The organism is Mesorhizobium sp. M1403, from assembly GCF_040317695.1.
Lineage (GTDB): Bacteria > Pseudomonadota > Alphaproteobacteria > Rhizobiales > Rhizobiaceae > Mesorhizobium.
Genome location: NZ_JAMYKY010000023.1, coordinates 69,177 through 85,487, shown reverse-complemented (window position 1 = coordinate 85,487; position 16,311 = coordinate 69,177). Strand labels below are relative to the sequence as shown.

Genomic DNA, 16,311 nt, shown 5'->3' with positions numbered 1-16,311 from the left:
TGACCAAGCACACGATCAACCATCCGCGAATCTCCCGTAGCGACCACGCCACAGAATCACCAATCCGATTCTGTGCAAAGGCCTCCTTGGGGGAGAAGGTGTCGCCGAAGGCGACGGATGAGGGGTGTTCCAGGGAACGCCAGCCTCTCACTCCGCTGGAACACCCCTCATCCGTCTCGGCGCTGCGCGCCGATCCACCTTCTCCCTCAAGGGGAGAAGGGAAGACGCGCCAAGGCTATGCCAATTCCTCGGAATGCCCGATGTCGACGCCATACTCCGCGGCGGCATCGAGCATCGTGTGCCACAGGCTTTCGGCAAACGTCGCGAACACCAGGAGATTGAACACCGCCTGCCTATCCGGCCGGTCATGGCCGCGCCACAGATTGACGCTGGTATGGTCGATCGATGTCGCGGCAGCGGTGCCGGCCGGGAACGCCGCCGGGTGCAGGTCTAACGACGACAGTTTGGCCAACATCGCGCGCGCCTTTTCTCCCGAAACGCTGATCAGGACGCGGGCATGCGACTGGTCCGACAGCGAGGCGGATTGCGAGAACGCCTGGCTCAGCGGTTCGATCGCGTGCTTGGCGCCTTTCGACAGGACGAGGAACTGATCCGGTCCCGACCAGATCAGCGTAGCGTCGGGAACTTGGACCGCCTTGGGCGTTTCCGGTGCGGCAACGTCGAAACGGGCCTGGGCAGCTTTTGCCAGCTCCGCCGTTTTGCCGCGCCGCGCCATCACCTGGATCAGGTCGAAATTGCGGATTTCCGTCAGCCAAACGCCGGCCTCGGTGCCGCGCGCGCCATGGGCGCCGACGACGAGCGCTTTCTCCAGCGGACTGCGGGCAATCCAGGACAACTCAACCACGCTGGCGCCCTCCATCCGGATCGTAGAAGACGGGGCTGCACAGCTCGACATCGTAGTCCTCGCCGCGCAGCGGGTCATGCGCATGGACGATCTCGCCGATGCGCTCGCGGCCGCGCTCGACCAGGCCAAGCCCGATCCACTGGTCGAGCACCGGCGAGAAGCAGACCGAGGTGACGTAGCCCTGGTCGTTGGCGGGACCGGGCGTCTCGCCCTTCGGGATAATATGCGCGCCGGAACGCAGGCGGCGCGTCTTGTCGACCGGCTTGATCCCGACGACGACCTGCCGGTCCGGCGCGACCAGCGCCTCGCGCCCGGCCATGACGCGGCCAATGAAATCCTTCTTGGTCGACATCATCTTGCCGAGGCCGAGGTCGGCGGCCGTCGTCGTGCCGTTCAGCTCCGGCCCGGCGACATGGCCCTTTTCGATGCGCATGACGCCGAGCGCCTCGGTGCCGTAGGGCGTAACGCCGAATGGCTTCCCGGCCAGCATCAAATTGCGCACCAGCGCGTCGCCGTAACGGGCGGGAACCGAAATCTCGAACGCCATCTCACCGGAGAACGAGATGCGGAACAGCCGTGCCCTGGTGCCGCCGCGAAGCGATACCTCGCGCGCCCCCATGAACGGAAAACCTTCATTCGACAGATCCTCGGCCGGATCGACGATTTCCCGGAGCAGGTCCCGGGTCCTAGGTCCAGCGATCGAGAATTGCGCCCACTGGTCAGAGACGGAGGTGAGCTGGACGTCGAGCTCAGGAAATAGCACCTGCCGGCAGAATTCGAGATGCTGCATCACCAGCCCGGCCTTGGCGGTGGTGGTGGTCAGGAAATAATGGTCCTCGGCCAGCCGCGAGGTGGTGCCGTCGTCATAGACGATGCCGTCCTCGCGCAGCATCAGCCCGTAGCGGGCTTTTCCCACGGCAAGACTGGAGAAGGTGTTGATGTAGACGCGGTCGAGGAAAGCGCCGGCGTCCGGGCCGTGCACGTCGATCTTGCCGAGCGTCGAGACGTCGCAGAAGCCGACGCCGGAGCGCACCGCCTTGACCTCGCGCGTCACCGATTCCAGCCAGTCCTTTTCGCCGGCGCGCGGATACCATTGCGCGCGCTTCCACAGGCCGGTGTCGACGAACACCGCGCCCTGTTCGGCTGCCCAGTGATGCGACGGCGTCAGCCTCGTCGCATGGAAGTTCTCGTCGCGATGATGGCCGGCGAAGGCGCCGATAGCGACCGGCACATAGGGCGGGCGGTAGATCGTCGTGCCGGTCTCGGGAATGGATTTGCCTGACAACGTAGCCATGATGGCGAGGCCGGCGACGTTCGAGGTCTTGCCCTGGTCGGTGGCCATGCCGAGCGTCGTATAGCGCTTCAGATGCTCGACCGATTCGAAACCCTCGCGCTGCGCCAGTTCGATGTCGGACGCCGTGACATCGTGCTGGTAGTCGACAAAGGCTTTGCCCTTGCCGGCGACATGCCAGAGCGACGTCAGCGAAAACGCCTCATCGTCGGCGACCGGCGGCGTGCCGGCATTGCCGCTGCGCCCGGCACTCTGTGCTGCCGCCGCTCCTGCGGCAAAGCCCTGGCGCAGGCAGTCGCCCAGCCCGAAGGCGCCGTTGGCGGCGCCTGCGGCCATCATGCCCGGAGGCGCACCGTCCGGGACGAAGGCTGCGATGTCGTCCTGCCATTTCGGCCGGCCGCGATGGTAGGAGGTCAGCCCGATCGCCGGATTCCAGCCGCCGGAGACGGCAAGCCCGTCGGCTTCGACTTCCGCCCGTGCGCCGCCGGTCAGCGAGATCGCGATTTTCCGGACGCCGTCCTTGCCGCCTTCGACCCCGTTGACCGAGCCGCTGAGCACCGGAAAGCCGGCCTTGGCGGCGAGCGCGCGATGCGCGGCGGAGACGTCCGGGCGCGCATCGACGACCGCCGCGATCTGCAATCCGGCGGCGAGCGCGGTCTCGACCGTGCGCCAGCCATCCGCATTGTTGGTGAACAGCGCGATCCTCTTTGCCGGCGCCGCCGCGTAGCGCGCGACATAGGTCCGCATCGCCGAAGCCACCATCACGCCGGGCGTGTCGTTGCCGGCAAACACGATCGGCCGCTCGATGGCGCCGGCGGCAACGACGCAGCGCCTAGCCACGATCCGCCATAGCCTTTGGCGCACCTGGTGCTCTGGCGGGGAGGGCAGGTGGTCATTGACCCGCTCGATCGCGCCATAGGTGCCGCCATCATAGACGCCGAACAATGTCGTGCGGTTCATGATGCGGACATCGGGGAGTGCTGCGAGTTCGGCCAGCGTGCGCGAAATCCATTCGGCCGCCGGCAGGCTGTCGATGGTGCCGCCGTCGGCAAGCAGACGGCCGCCGAACGCAAAATCTTCCTCGCACAGGATGACACGGGCGCCGCTGCGCCCGGCCGCCAATGCCGCCGCGAGCCCGGCCGGGCCAGAGCCGGCGATCAGCACGTCGCAATGCGCCCACGCCTTGTCGTAATGGTCGGGATCGGCGACGCCGGCGGCGCGGCCGAGACCGGCGGCTCGGCGGATCGCCGGTTCGTAGACCGCTTCCCAGAATTTCGCCGGCCACATGAAGGTCTTGTAGTAGAAGCCGGCGACGAAGATCGGCGCAAACAGCTGGTTGACCGCCATCAGATCGTGGCGCAGCGACGGCCAGCGGTTCTGGCTGGCGGCCTCGAGCCCGTCGTAAAGTTCGGCCGTGGTCGCCTTGGTGTTCGGCTCGCGCCGCGCTCCGCTGCGCAGTTCGACCAGCGCGTTGGGCTCCTCCGACCCGGCGGTCAGGATGCCGCGCGGGCGATGGTATTTGAACGATCGGCCGATCAACTTGACGCCATTGGCAATCAGCGCCGAGGCCAGCGTGTCGCCTTGGAAGCCGGCAAAGCTCTTGCCGTCGAAGCGGAAGCTCAGCGGCGCGGCGCGATCGATGAGACCGCCGCTCTCCAGCCGGTGTGTCTGCGCAGGGCCAACCATCAGGCGCCCACCTTGGCGGCGCCAACGCCCGCAGCCGGCTCGACCGACGAAATCTCGTGCGTCAGCGTGTTGCGGGCGACCTTCAGCCAGGCCCGGCAGCCGCCGCCATGATACCAGTATTCGCTCATCGGCCCGGCGACATTGTCGCGCAGATAGACATAGTCGAAGACCTCGTCTTCGGAGGAGCCGGCCGCCGGACGCACCGGCCTGGCGTCGCCCAGATAGGTGAACTCGCCGAGTTCGCGTTCGCCGCAGAAGGGACAGACAATGCGCATGCTCTTCAGCCAGCCTTCAATGCAGGTTCGGTTGGGCGCCCTGGCCCTTTTCGTCGATCATCGCACCTCGCCGGAAGCGGTCGAGGCGGAAGCGCGCCGCCTCCTTGTGCGGCTCGTCGCGCGCCAGAAGATGGGCAAAGACCAAGCCGGAGCCGGGCGTCGCCTTGAAGCCGCCATAGCACCAGCCGGCATTGAGATAGAGCCCGTCGACCGGCGTCTTGTCGATGATCGGCGAGCCGTCCATCGACATGTCCATGATGCCGCCCCACTGGCGCAGCAGCCGCACGCGGCCGATCATCGGCATCAGCGCCATGCCGCCCTCGCAGACGTCCTCCATGACAGGCAGATTGCCGCGCTGGGCGTAGGAATTGTAGCCGTCGATGTCGCCGCCGAAGACCAGGCCGCCCTTGTCGGATTGGCTGACGTAGAAATGGCCGGCGCCGAAGGTCATGACATTGGGGATCAGCGGCTTGATCGCCTCCGAGACGAAGGCCTGCAGCACATGGCTTTCGATCGGCAGCCGCATGCCGGCCATCGCCGCGACGCGCGACGAGGAGCCGGCGACCGCCATGCCGACCTTGGCCGCACCGATCTTGCCGCGGCTCGTCTCGACGCCGGTCACCTTGCCGTTGCCGTCGCGGACAAAGCCGGTCACCTCGCAATTCTGGATGATGTCGACGCCGAGCGCGCTCGCCGCATGCGCATAGCCCCAGACCACGGCGTCGTGGCGTGCCGTGCCGCCGCGTCGCTGCAAAAGCCCGCCCTGCACCGGAAAGCGCGCATTGTCGAAGTTCAGGAACGGCATCATCTTCCTGACCGCCGCCAGATCGAGCAGTTCGGCATCGATGCCGTTGATGCGCATGGTGTTGCCGCGCCGTGCGTAGGCGTCGCGCTGCGCGTCGGAATGGTAGAGATTGATGACGCCGCGCTGGCTGACCATGGTGTTGTAGTTGAGGTCCTGCTCCATCCGTTCCCACAGCTTCATCGAAAGCTCGTAGAAGCTGGTATTGCCGGGCAGCCCGTAATTGGAGCGGATGATGGTGGTGTTGCGGCCGGCATTGCCGGAGCCGATCCAGCCTTTTTCCAGCACCGCGACATTCCTGATGCCGTACTCGCTGGCGAGGAACCATGCCGTCGCCAGTCCATGGCTGCCGCCGCCGATGACCAGCACGTCGTAGTGGCTCTTCGGGCTGGCGTCGCGCCAGGTGCGCTGCCAGTTCTTGTGGCCGGAAAATGCCGCCCGGGCGAGGGAGAAGATCGAGTATTTCATGAACCTGTTTCGCGCCGGGCGTGCAACAATTCCGGATCAGATGTCGAGCGTGTGGTCGCGCTCCCACTGGGTGAAGTGGGAAGCATAGGAATTCCATTCCTGTTGCTTGAGCTTTAGATAGGCCGACGAGAATTCCTCACCCAGCGCCGCCTTGAGCGATTTGTCGTTGTCGAACTCGCGCAATGCGTCGAGCAGGTTGAGCGGCAGCTTCGGCGCCCCTTCGACCGTATGGCCGAACTGGTACATGTCGATGTCGTAGCGCCGGCCGGGATCGGCCTTCGAGCGGACACCGTCGAGCCCGGCGGCGATGATCACGGCCTGCAGCAGATAGGGGTTTGCCGCGCCGTCGGGCAGGCGCAGCTCGAAGCGGCCGGGGCCGGGCACGCGCACCATGTGGGTGCGGTTATTGCCGGTCCAGGTCACGGTGTTCGGCGCCCAGGTGGCGCCGGAGATGGTGCGCGGTGCGTTGATGCGCTTGTAGGAATTGACCGTCGGGTTGGTGATGGCGGCAAGCGCGGAAGCATGTTTCATGATGCCGCCGAGGAAATTCCTGCCCTTGGCCGACAGGCCGAGTTCCATCGCATTATCGGCAAAGACATTGGTCTTGCCGTCCCTGTCCCAAACCGAGATGTGGGCATGGCAGCCATTGCCGGTCAGGCCCTGGAACGGCTTCGGCATGAAGGTCGCGCGCAGGCCGTGCTTTTCCGCAACGGATTTCACCATGAATTTGAAGAAGGAATGCTTGTCGGCGGTCGCCAGAGCATCGTCGAAGGCCCAGTTCATCTCGAACTGGCCGTTGGCGTCCTCATGGTCGTTCTGGTAGGCGCCCCAGCCGAGCGCCAGCATATGGTCGCAGATCTCGGCGATGACGTCGTAGCGGCGCATCACCGCCTGCTGGTCGTAGCAGGGCTTCGACGCCGTGTCGTATTCGTCGGAAATCGTCTTGCCGTCCGGCGAGATCAGGAAGAACTCGGCCTCGACGCCGGTCTTGATGTGCATGCCGTCGCCGGCGGCCTCGGCGATCAGCCGCTTCAGCGTGTTGCGTGGCGCCTGCTCGACCGATTTGTCGTCCATCATGCAGTTGGCGGCGACCCAGGCGACTTCGGGCTTCCACGGCAACTGGATCACCGAATCCGGATCCGGCACGGCCAGCATGTCGGGATGCGCCGGCGTCAGGTCGAGCCAGGTAGCAAAGCCGGCAAAGCCGGCGCCGTCCCGCTGCATGTCGGCGATCGCCTGCGCCGGCACCAGCTTGGCACGCTGCCCGCCGAACAGGTCGGTGTAGGATATCATGAAATATTTGACGCCCTTCTCCTTGGCGAAGGCGGCGAGATCGTTCCCCATTATAATTCCTCGCTTACTGGCATTTTGGTTTGTCTTAGAAGCCGTTCTTGCCCGGTATCCAGTTGGTGCCGGTCAGCGGCACGCCGGCCATGGCGGCGGCTTCGATCGTCAAGGCGACAAGATCCTCGGGCTCGAGATTGTGCAGGCTGTTCTTGCCGCAGGCGCGGGCGATTGTCTGAGCCTCAAGTGTCATTACCTTAAGATAGTTCGCCAGCCGTCGTCCGGCCGCAATCGGATCGACCCGTTTCATTAGCTCGGGATCCTGCGTGGTGATGCCGGCCGGGTCGCGTCCCTCATGCCAGTCGTCATAGGCGCCGGCGGTGGTGCCGAGCTCGTTGTATTCCGCTTCCCAGCGCGGGTCATTGTCGCCGAGCGCGACAAGCGCTGCCGTGCCGATCGACACCGCGTCGACGCCGAGCGCCAGCGCCTTGGCGACGTCGGCGCCGTTGCGTATGCCGCCGGAGACGATCAGCTGCACCTTGCGGTGCATGCCGAGATCCTGCAGCGCCTGCACAGCCGGCCTGATGCAGGCAAGCGTCGGCTGGCCGACATTTTCGATGAACACTTCCTGGGTTGCCGCCGTGCCGCCCTGCATGCCGTCGACGACGACGACATCGGCGCCCGATTTCACGGCAAGCGCGGTATCATAATAGGGCCGCGCGCCGCCGACCTTGACGTAGATCGGCTTTTCCCAATCGGTGATTTCGCGCAGTTCGAGGATCTTGATCTCGAGGTCGTCCGGCCCGGTCCAGTCGGGGTGGCGCGAGGCCGAGCGCTGGTCGATGCCTTTCGGCAGCGTGCGCATTTCGGCAACGCGGTCGGAAATCTTCTGGCCGAGCAGCATGCCGCCGCCGCCGGGCTTGGCGCCCTGGCCGACGACCACCTCGATCGCATCGGCGCGGCGCAGATCGCGCGGGTTCATGCCGTAGCGCGACGGCAGGTACTGGTAAACCAGCGTCTTCGAATGGCCGCGCTCTTCCTCGGTCATGCCGCCGTCGCCGGTGGTGGTCGAGGTGCCGGACAGCGTCGCGCCGCGGCCGAGCGCTTCCTTGGCCGGACCGGACAGCGAGCCGAAGCTCATGCCAGCAATGGTGATCGGGATCTTCAGCTCGATCGGTTTCTTCGCATAGCGCGAACCGAGCACGACGCTGGTGTCGCAGCGCTCGCGATAGCCTTCGAGCGGATAGCGCGAGATCGAAGCGCCGAGGAACAGAAGGTCGTCGAAATGCGGAAGCTTGCGCTTGGCGCCGGCGCCCCTGATATCATAGATGCCGGTCGCCGCGGCGCGGCGGATCTCGGAAAGCGTATAGTCGTCGAAGGTCGCGGATTTGCGCGGCGTCGTCGGCGGGTTGCGATAGGTCATGCTGCCTCAATACGCATCGGCGTTGTCGATATTGAAATTGTAAAGCGTGCGCGCCGAACCGTAGCGCTTGAACTCCGCCGCCTTGACGCCGGTCACGCCGGCACGGTCGAGCAGGTTTTGCAGCAATTCCAGGTGTTCGGGCCGCATCTCCTTGGCGATGCAGTCGGCGCCGAGGCTTTCGACCTTGCCGCGCACGAAGAGCCGCGCCTCGTAGATGGAATCGCCGAGCGCATCGCCGGCATCGCCCAGCACCACGAGGTTGCCGGATTGCGCCATGAAGGCCGACATGTGGCCGATATTGCCGTGGACGACGATGTCGATGCCTTTCATCGAAATTCCGCAGCGCGACGACGCATTGCCTTCGATGACCAGCAGCCCGCCCCGGCCGGTGGCGCCGGCATACTGGCTGGCATCGCCTTTGACGACGATCTGGCCGGACATCATGTTTTCGCCAACGCCGGGCCCGGCCGAACCATGCACGGTGATGGTGCCGCCGTCGTTCATGCCGCCGCAATAATAGCCGACGCTGCCGCGGACATCGATGGCGACCGGCTGGTCGACGCCGACGGCGACCGAATGGCTGCCGCGCGGATGCAGTACCTCCCAGGCGGTCTCGTTCGAACCGGGAGCCAGATCGTGCAGCGCCTGGTTGAGCTCCCGCAGCGACATTTCGGCCAGGTCGAAGACCCTCGATGCCTGGCCCGGCTCGCGCGCGGCCTTGGAGAGGTTAATTGCCGGCATAAGATCAATGCTCCCAGAAATAGACGGTTGCGGGCTCGGGTTCCCAGACCTTCGCATTGTCTATGCCGGGCAGTTTGGTCAGCGCACGATATTCCGAGCCGAAGGCGACATACTGGTCGGTTTCGGCCATCACGGCGGGCTTGCAGGCGATCGGATCGCGCACCACGCCGAAGCCGTTCTTGGTGCCGACGACGAAGGTGAAGAAGCCGTCGAGGTCGCTCAGCGTGCCTTCCAGCGCCTCGCCGAGGTTCTTGCCATGCGCCATCTGCGAGGAGAGATAGGCGGCCGCGACTTCGGTGTCGTTCTCGGTCTCGAATGTCATGCCTTCGCGGATCAGCTCGCGGCGGACATTGTTGTGGTTGGACAGCGAGCCATTATGCACCAGGCACTGGTCGGCGCCGGTCGAGAACGGATGCGCGCCCATCGTCGTCACCGCCGATTCGGTCGCCATGCGGGTATGGCCGATGCCGTGCGTGCCGGTCATCTCGCGGACGCCGAACCGATCGACGACCGCTTCCGGCAAGCCGACTTCCTTGTAGATCTCGACGACGTCGCCGGCGCCCATGATGCGGATGTCGGGGCGCAGCGCCTGGATCGCCTCGCGCGCTTCGTCGATCTTGGCAGGCGTCGTCCTGACCACCGCATGCGTCGACTTCGCAGCCAAGCTCACCGGCGCGCCGATCGCCTTGGCGAGGTCGGTGTCGAGGCCGCGGAAATCGCGCTCCGGCTTGGCCGACTGGATGGTGATCTTGGCTTCATTGGAAGACGCGCCATAGATGGCGATGCCGGCGCTGTCGGGACCGCGATCGCTGAGCGAGATCAGCATCTCCGACAGCATCGCGCCAAGCTGGGGCTCAAGCGACTTGTCCTTCAAAAACAGTCCAACGATTCCGCACATGTCAGGCTCCGAGATTTGTTCCCTTGGAGATGTATCGAATGAGTCCCGGGAATTCAATTAGTATGAAAAAAATTTTCCTGTCGTTACATATCGGCTCAGGCGCTGCCGGCCGCACTATCGCTGCGCTTGCCGCCATTGTGAACCCATTTGGCATGGCGGACGCGGGCGATCTTGTAGGCATCCAGGATCGACAGGGCATAGATCAGGAAGCCGCCGGGATGCCGGCCGATGAAGCTGGCATCCGGCGGCGCGATCTTGGCGGTGACCCAGGCCAGTATCACCATGAAGAACAGGAACTGCAGGGCGCGCACCGGCACGCCGAGCACGACATGCCCGCTTGCCGGCAAGACGATCGCGGCGCCCAGAACCAGATAGGGGCTCGGTGGTGCGGGGGAGGTGGTAATCTGGCTGGTCATGCCGCTTGCCGTTCGCTTTGATTGATGGCATCGCGCAGCGCCGAAGCCGACGACAGCAGCCTCTCGATCAGCCCCGGATCGAGCCTGACTGTGCCGAATTCGGCTTGCCGGAATACGCCGTAGCGCGCCCGCTCGGCCTCGGCCAGCAGCCAGACGATGCGCACGCCGTTCGGCGTGATCAGCAATTCCTTGGCGCGCCCCTCGACAAAGACATCGAGGTGGTCGGCGATAATGGCGTCAGGGAAGCGCACGCCCTTGCGGTCGCTCCGCAGCACCGCCTCGGCTGGAAATCCCGCCGCCTTCGGCAGTGTATGGTCGAGATGATCGAAATTGGAAAAAGTCGTCGGCGATCCTGGCCGCATCATCATGTCGAAAGTGCCTGGCACCGCGACTTTTTCGTTGATCGAAACGCTCAGCCAGCGCGCCGGCAGCTTCCTGATCGCCAGCGTGTCGACGATGGTCCGTACCTGCACCCGCCGGCCGTTCCACGAGCCGGCGAAGGTGACGACGCCGGCGGTGCCGTCCGAGACATTGGCCACGTCGGGAATGATTTCGCGAAGTCCCGCTTCGTCGGCGGCAAGCGCGGTCGAAGCCTTGTTGCGATTGGCGCGCGCAAGCCAGGTCATGTGGAGGACGAGAGCCAGGGCAACCGCCCCGGCGAGCAATGCTGAGATCACCTAACGCACCTCGTCACGCAAATGCCCGCCCCGTTTTGGAGCAGGGCTATTGCGTATGGAGTCCCCCTCATCCGGCCGCTTCGCGGCCACCTTCTCCCCGCTGGGGAGAAGAGGCTGGCATCAACGCTGGCGACCTCCTCTCCCCTTGGGGAGAGGTCGGATTGCCCCGAACTGCCCTTCGCAATTCGGTTGGCAATCCGGGTGAGGGGGCACTTTCCCATATGCGATTGCGTTTTGGGGTGAGCCTCCTTACTCCTGTCAGTACCCCTGCGGTTTCGGCCACGGCATGGTGAACTGGGCACCGCGGCGCACGAATCTGTAGCGGTAGAAATGGAACCACAGCGAGATCAGGAAGTAGAAGGCGACCATGGCGATCAGCTGCGAGCCGAAGCCGAGGAAGATCGCAAAGAAGGTGACCACGCAAAGGCAGAACAGCACGATCGCCGGCAGCGGATGGAACGGATGGGTGTAGCCGCGGCGGATCGAGCCGAGCGGCCACTTCTTCCTGAACATGATGATGTTGATGCTCATGAAGGTGTATTGCAGCACGCCCGACAGGATCGAGAAGGTGATCGCCTGGTTGAGGTCGGCGATGAAGGCAAAGGCGAGCGCGATCGGCAGCAGGAACAGGATCGAGCGGTAGGGGGTGCGGTATTTCGGATGCACGGCCGAGAACCAGGTCGGCAGATAGCGGTCGCGGCCGAGCGAGAACCAGGCGCGCGCGGCGTCGTTGATGCAGCCATTGGCCGAAGCAAGTGCCGCAAGCAGCGTGGCGACGAACAGCAGGTTTTCCAGCAGTGGGCTGCCGGTCAGCTTGCCCGCGTCCCAAAGCGGATAATAGGTGATGCCGAGATATTCCCAGGGCATCAGCGAGGCGCAGACATACCAGGTCATGGCGGCGGCGATCAAAAGCGTAATCATGCCGGCCATCGTGCCGTAAGGCAGCGAGCGCGCCGGGGAACGCACTTCCTCGGCCGCCTGCGTGGTGCCTTCGATACCGAGATAGTACCAGATGCCGAACTGGAAGGCGGCGATGACGCCGATCCAGCCATAGGGCAGGGCGTTGCCGGGGGTGACCAGCTCGTTCAGCTTGAGCACGGCGCCTTGCGTCCACGGGCTGACCGAGAAGAACAGGATGACGATCGAGACATAGGCGATGGCGGTGATGACGAAGTTGACGTTGAGCGTCATCAGCACGCCGCGATAGTTCAGCCATGCCAGCACGACGATGGTCGCGGCGATGAAGGAATTGTGGTTGAGGCCTTCGACGCCGGCCTTGGCGACGATCGTGTCGCCGAGCAGGATAGCGTCCGACACTTCGAGCATGGTATAGGCAAAGACTAGGAACAGCGCGACGTTGAACGCCATCAGCGGCCCGACGATGTGCTTTGCCTGCGCATATTGGCCGCCGGCGGCAGCGACCGTCGAGGTGACTTCGGAATCGATCATGGCGACCGAGGTGTAGAGCAGGCCAACGATCCAGCAGACGATCAGCGCCGCCAGCGCGCCGCCCTTGTCCGCCGCGAAATTCCAGCCGGTGAATTCGCCGACCAGAACAATGCCGACGCCGAGTGCCCAGACATGGGCCGGGCCGAGCACCCTGAGCAGTGAAACCCTGTCGCCTTGCACTTGCACTACCGGTTCAAGCGTGACCGTCATCGTTCAATCCCCACTCAGATCCGGTGTTTTTCGGACACGGCTTCAAGTTCGCCTTCCCTGGACGAGGTCAGCACGTCTTCGGAAAAGGTCGTGTCGATCTTGAACCAGTCGTAGAGCATCCACAGCGCGAGCACGATCGAGATGCCCCAGCATGCGTAAGAGAGTGCCACCCACATGACGATGCTTCCCCGGTTTATTTGTCGTCGAATTTTTCGTTGATGACGTCGCGGTATTCGCGGTCCGATGCGCGGAACAGAAAGATGAAATAGCCGATCAGCACCGCGGCCATGATGATCAGCGTCGGCCAGTCGATGATGTAGTGGAACCGGTTCTGGATGATGTCGTGCGCGGTTTCCGGCGTGTAGCCGAGCTTTTCCCAGATCGAGGCCATGGTCGGGTTCTGGCCGAGCGCTTCCCACGTCTTGGCGTCGAGCGCGTCGATGGATTTTGCCGCCCCTGCCAGCCCCAGTTTCAGTGGCAGCCACAGCGCGACGAAAATCGCGACCACGACGACGGCGATATCGAAAACCTGTCCGGCCTTGCTCTGTTCGGGCGGTGTGTAGCGGGCCATGCGTCTCCCCCTCAGGACTTGCGGTTGCGGTAAGCGTCGGCATTCTTGATGTCGAGGCCGTAGATGAAGTCCTTGTCTTCCTTGTAGTGGTTGACCATCGCCAGGATGGCGGCCGTGTTGAAGATCAGCACCGCGGCGGCAGCGACCGCGACGACGAGCTTGATGCCTGCGTCGGGGATGTACGGCCATGTCATGAAGAGGACGAAGAGGATCGTCGCCCACAGACAGACGATCAGGAGCACCGATCCACGAAGGTCGGAACGGTACAGGGCTTCAATGCGCTGCTGCATGTCGGACATCGGTTCCCCTCCATCGCTCTCTTTCAAGAGAGTGAAATTTTTTTCATAACTTCAAGCCGAACTCCGCAATTGTCAAGACGATTTTACGCAACGTTAACTGTTTGTTTGACCAGCCGGATTTTGCCTGACAATGAAATTATTTGCTTGCGGGTATTGCAGGCTCTCGGCGTTTGCGATCAATATTCGGGCAACGCTCCCGCCAGGGAGCAGGGGAAAGCAAGAAGTTTTTTCGAACGGAGGACCAGCGGATGACGGCATCCTGGAGATTTTCGGCCCTTGCGGACCGCCATCGCGCGCTCGGCTCGAAGCTCGAAGACTGGAGCGGCATGGGCACCGCGTGGACCTACGACAAGGACGCCGACGAAGAGTATATCGCCATCCGCACCAAGGCCGGCCTGATGGACGTGTCCGGCTTGAAGAAGGTCCACATCACCGGGCCGCACGCCTCGCACCTGATCGACCTGGCGACGACGCGCGACGTCGAAAAGATCTATCCCGGCAAGTCGGCCTATGCCTGCATGCTGAACGAGGCCGGCAAGTTCACCGACGACTGCATCCTCTACCGCACCGGCCCGAATTCCTGGATGGTGGTGCATGGCTCGGGCACCGGCCATGAAGAGCTGCAGCGCGCTTCGGTCGGTCGTGACGTGTCGCTGCGCTTCGATGACAATCTGCACGACCTTTCGCTGCAAGGCCCGACCGCCGTCGACTATCTGGCAAAGCATGTGCCGGGCATTCGCGACCTCAACTATTTCCATCACATGCAGACGCAGCTGTTCGGCTTGCCGGTGATGATCTCGCGCACTGGCTACACCGGCGAGCGCGGCTACGAGATCTTCTGCCGTGGCCAGGACGCCGGCACGATCTGGGACAGGATCCTCGACGAGGGCAAGAGCGCCGGCATCATCCCGTGCCGCTTCACCACGCTCGACATGCTGCGCGTCGAGAGCTACCTGCTGTTTTACCCCTACGACAATTCGCAGAAATACCCGTTCGAGAACGAAGGCCCCGGCGACACGCTGTGGGAGCTCGGCCTCGATTTCACCGTCAGCCCCGGCAAGACAGGCTTTCGCGGCGCCGAGGAGCATTATCGCCTCAAGGGCAAGGAGCGCTTCAAGATCTTCGGCGTGCTGCTCGAAGGCAAGGAGCCGGCCGACGAGGGCGCGCCAGTCTATCGCGACGGCAAAAAGGTCGGCGTGGTGACCTGCGCCATGTATTCGCCGCTGGTCAAAAAATCGATGGGCATCGCCCGGCTCGACGTCGACTGCGCGGTACAAGGCACCAGGCTCGAGATCCGCAACAAGAGCGGCGCCATCAGCGCAACCGCCGAGCCGCTTCCGTTCGACGATCCGAAGAAGACCAAGCGCACGGCGAAAGGCTGAGGCATACTGCGGGTATGGCAGCGAAAAGCATCATCAGCCGGCCGGTCTATGGAACCCTGTCTCCGCAGCCCGGCAAGTATCATCTTTTCGTAGCCGATGCAGAGGGAGCGCTGGCGATTGCCGATCTGGCCGCCAAGGCACCGGCGGACTTCTTCGGCGGCGCCCACATCATCTTCATTCCCGGCCGCGACGGCAAATACGTCGATACGCTCGAAGCGCTGAAGCCGGCGCAGTTCTACCTCGGTCATTCCTTCGCCAGCGCCCTGCCGCGGCTGAAGCAGACGCTAGCCAACGCGCATATGGGCCTCAGGCTCTATCTCGCCGGCACCGAAGGGCTGATCGGCCAGGCCATGCAGGCGGCGCTCGAAGCCGGCATCGACCACATCTCGATCCAGACCGAGCATCGCGGCTCGCTGGCGCGCCGCATGCAGTGCGTCCACTGCAAGGGCATCACCGAGAACGTGACGACGCAGCCGGCGACCTGTTCGCATTGCGGCCTGCTGCTTCTGGTGCGCGATCACTATTCGCGGCGGCTCGCCGCCTTTCAGGGCGTCTGCATCAACGCCGAGGACCGCAGCGAAATTCGTCCGATCGAGGAGGTCTTTCGATGAGCACCGGCACCACCAAGCTCGACGTCGTCGTCAGCGATGTCGTCCCGGTCAACGAGCTGGTCACGCGCTTTCATTTCCGCAGGCGCGACGGCCAGCTCTTGCCGACCTTTTCCGGCGGCGCCCATGTCGTCGTCGAGATGCGCGATGGCGAGCGGACCAGGCTCAATCCCTATTCGTTGATGGGCTCGCCGCTCGACACCCGCGAATACACCATCTCGGTGCGCCGCGACGACGCCGGCCGCGGCGGCTCGCTGTTCATGCACCGGCAGGTCAGGCCGGGCACGGAGATGGTGGTCAGCTACCCCGTCAACCTGTTCTCGCTCGATCTGCGCGCCAGGAAGCATCTGATGCTGGCCGGTGGCATCGGCATCACCCCGTTCATGGCGCAGACCGCGCAGCTGGCGGCGGAGGGCGGCAAGTTCGAGTTGCACTACACCTGCCGCACCGCTTCGCTCGGCACCTATGCCGATCTGCTGAGAGAGCGCTACGACCGCCGGATCAGGCTCTATCACGACGATCGCGACGAGCGCATCGAGCTCGACCGGCTGCTGTCGTCGCAGCCGCTCGGCACGCATCTCTATGTCTGCGGCCCCTCTGGCATGATCGGCTGGGTGCGTGACCGCGCCGCCGCCCTCGGCTGGCCTGCCGAGACCGTGCATTTCGAGCATTTCGCGGCACCGCAACCCGGCGCGCCCTTCGACGTGACGCTGGCGCTCAGCGGCAAGACCATCCGCGTCGACGAGCAGCAGAGCCTGCTCGAGGCGATCGAGGCGGCCGGCGTCGATCCGCCCTATCTCTGCCGCGGCGGCGTCTGCGGCCAGTGCGAGACCAGCGTGATTTCGCATGACGGCAAATTCATCCACAACGACCACTGGCTGAGCGAGCAAGACCACCGTTCGGGCTGCAAGATCATGCCCTGCGTCTCGCGCTTCGAGGGCCGGTCGCTGGTGCTGGAAAGATAGG

17 protein-coding genes are annotated in these 16,311 nt (G+C 64.2%); 3 read left to right on the top strand and 14 right to left on the bottom strand.

Annotated features, from left to right (window positions below; genetic code table 11):
* Positions 1-235 precede the first annotated feature (235 nt).
* From NKH01_RS27580 to NKH01_RS27515, 14 genes are all read right to left on the bottom strand, one after another.
* Complete coding sequence (locus tag NKH01_RS27580; protein WP_352884676.1) at positions 236-865, bottom strand: sarcosine oxidase subunit gamma; 630 nt, start codon at positions 863-865, stop codon at positions 236-238.
* Positions 858-3,842 (bottom strand): sarcosine oxidase subunit alpha, encoded by a 2,985-nt coding sequence (locus tag NKH01_RS27575; protein ID WP_353023334.1) that lies wholly within the window; start codon positions 3,840-3,842, stop codon positions 858-860. Before NKH01_RS27575 ends, NKH01_RS27580 begins: the two co-directional genes overlap by 8 nt.
* On the bottom strand, positions 3,842-4,117 hold the full coding sequence (locus NKH01_RS27570) for a sarcosine oxidase subunit delta (RefSeq protein ID WP_023716760.1): 276 nt from the start codon (positions 4,115-4,117) through the stop codon (positions 3,842-3,844). Before NKH01_RS27570 ends, NKH01_RS27575 begins: the two co-directional genes overlap by 1 nt.
* 16 nt (positions 4,118-4,133) lie before the next feature.
* The gene (locus NKH01_RS27565) at positions 4,134-5,387 is read right to left on the bottom strand and encodes a sarcosine oxidase subunit beta family protein (RefSeq protein WP_353023331.1); all 1,254 of its coding nucleotides are present in this window, start codon (positions 5,385-5,387) and stop codon (positions 4,134-4,136) included.
* Positions 5,388-5,423: 36 nt separating this feature from the next.
* On the bottom strand, positions 5,424-6,731 hold the full coding sequence (glnT, locus tag NKH01_RS27560; RefSeq protein WP_352484123.1) for a type III glutamate--ammonia ligase: 1,308 nt from the start codon (positions 6,729-6,731) through the stop codon (positions 5,424-5,426).
* A gap of 34 nt (positions 6,732-6,765) precedes the next feature.
* The gene (locus tag NKH01_RS27555; RefSeq protein WP_023716763.1) at positions 6,766-8,094 is read right to left on the bottom strand and encodes an FMN-binding glutamate synthase family protein; all 1,329 of its coding nucleotides are present in this window, start codon (positions 8,092-8,094) and stop codon (positions 6,766-6,768) included.
* A gap of 6 nt (positions 8,095-8,100) precedes the next feature.
* Positions 8,101-8,835: a GltB/FmdC/FwdC-like GXGXG domain-containing protein gene (locus NKH01_RS27550; RefSeq protein ID WP_023716764.1), complete on the bottom strand. Its 735-nt coding sequence runs from the start codon at positions 8,833-8,835 to the stop codon at positions 8,101-8,103.
* A gap of 4 nt (positions 8,836-8,839) precedes the next feature.
* Positions 8,840-9,733 carry a class II glutamine amidotransferase gene (locus NKH01_RS27545; protein ID WP_353023329.1) on the bottom strand — a complete coding sequence of 298 codons (894 nt, stop codon included), beginning with the start codon at positions 9,731-9,733 and terminating at the stop codon, positions 8,840-8,842.
* 95 nt (positions 9,734-9,828) lie between these two features.
* The gene (locus tag NKH01_RS27540) at positions 9,829-10,149 is read right to left on the bottom strand and encodes a hypothetical protein (protein WP_353023327.1); all 321 of its coding nucleotides are present in this window, start codon (positions 10,147-10,149) and stop codon (positions 9,829-9,831) included.
* Entirely contained in the window at positions 10,146-10,775 is a 630-nt protein-coding gene (locus NKH01_RS27535; RefSeq protein ID WP_502912684.1) for a hypothetical protein, read from the bottom strand. The genes NKH01_RS27540 and NKH01_RS27535 overlap by 4 nt, the downstream gene beginning before the upstream one ends.
* 309 nt (positions 10,776-11,084) lie before the next feature.
* On the bottom strand, positions 11,085-12,485 hold the full coding sequence (locus tag NKH01_RS27530) for an APC family permease (protein ID WP_353023323.1): 1,401 nt from the start codon (positions 12,483-12,485) through the stop codon (positions 11,085-11,087).
* 14 nt (positions 12,486-12,499) lie between these two features.
* Entirely contained in the window at positions 12,500-12,661 is a 162-nt protein-coding gene (locus NKH01_RS27525; RefSeq protein WP_023716769.1) for a hypothetical protein, read from the bottom strand.
* A 17-nt stretch (positions 12,662-12,678) separates the two neighbouring features.
* Positions 12,679-13,056, bottom strand: coding sequence for a hypothetical protein (locus NKH01_RS27520; RefSeq protein WP_023716770.1), 378 nt, complete (start codon positions 13,054-13,056; stop codon positions 12,679-12,681).
* Positions 13,057-13,067: 11 nt separating this feature from the next.
* Entirely contained in the window at positions 13,068-13,355 is a 288-nt protein-coding gene (locus NKH01_RS27515) for a hypothetical protein (protein WP_023716771.1), read from the bottom strand.
* A 248-nt stretch (positions 13,356-13,603) separates the two neighbouring features.
* Here NKH01_RS27515 and NKH01_RS27510 point away from each other — a divergent pair, with 248 nt between their 5' ends.
* The 3 genes from NKH01_RS27510 to NKH01_RS27500 are packed head-to-tail and all read left to right on the top strand — an operon-like array spanning position 13,604 to position 16,310.
* Positions 13,604-14,737 carry an aminomethyl transferase family protein gene (locus NKH01_RS27510; protein ID WP_023716772.1) on the top strand — a complete coding sequence of 378 codons (1,134 nt, stop codon included), beginning with the start codon at positions 13,604-13,606 and terminating at the stop codon, positions 14,735-14,737.
* A gap of 14 nt (positions 14,738-14,751) precedes the next feature.
* Positions 14,752-15,348 carry a dimethylamine monooxygenase subunit DmmA family protein gene (locus tag NKH01_RS27505; protein ID WP_353023321.1) on the top strand — a complete coding sequence of 199 codons (597 nt, stop codon included), beginning with the start codon at positions 14,752-14,754 and terminating at the stop codon, positions 15,346-15,348.
* Entirely contained in the window at positions 15,345-16,310 is a 966-nt protein-coding gene (locus NKH01_RS27500; protein ID WP_353023319.1) for a PDR/VanB family oxidoreductase, read from the top strand. The genes NKH01_RS27505 and NKH01_RS27500 overlap by 4 nt, the downstream gene beginning before the upstream one ends.
* Position 16,311 lies beyond the last annotated feature (1 nt).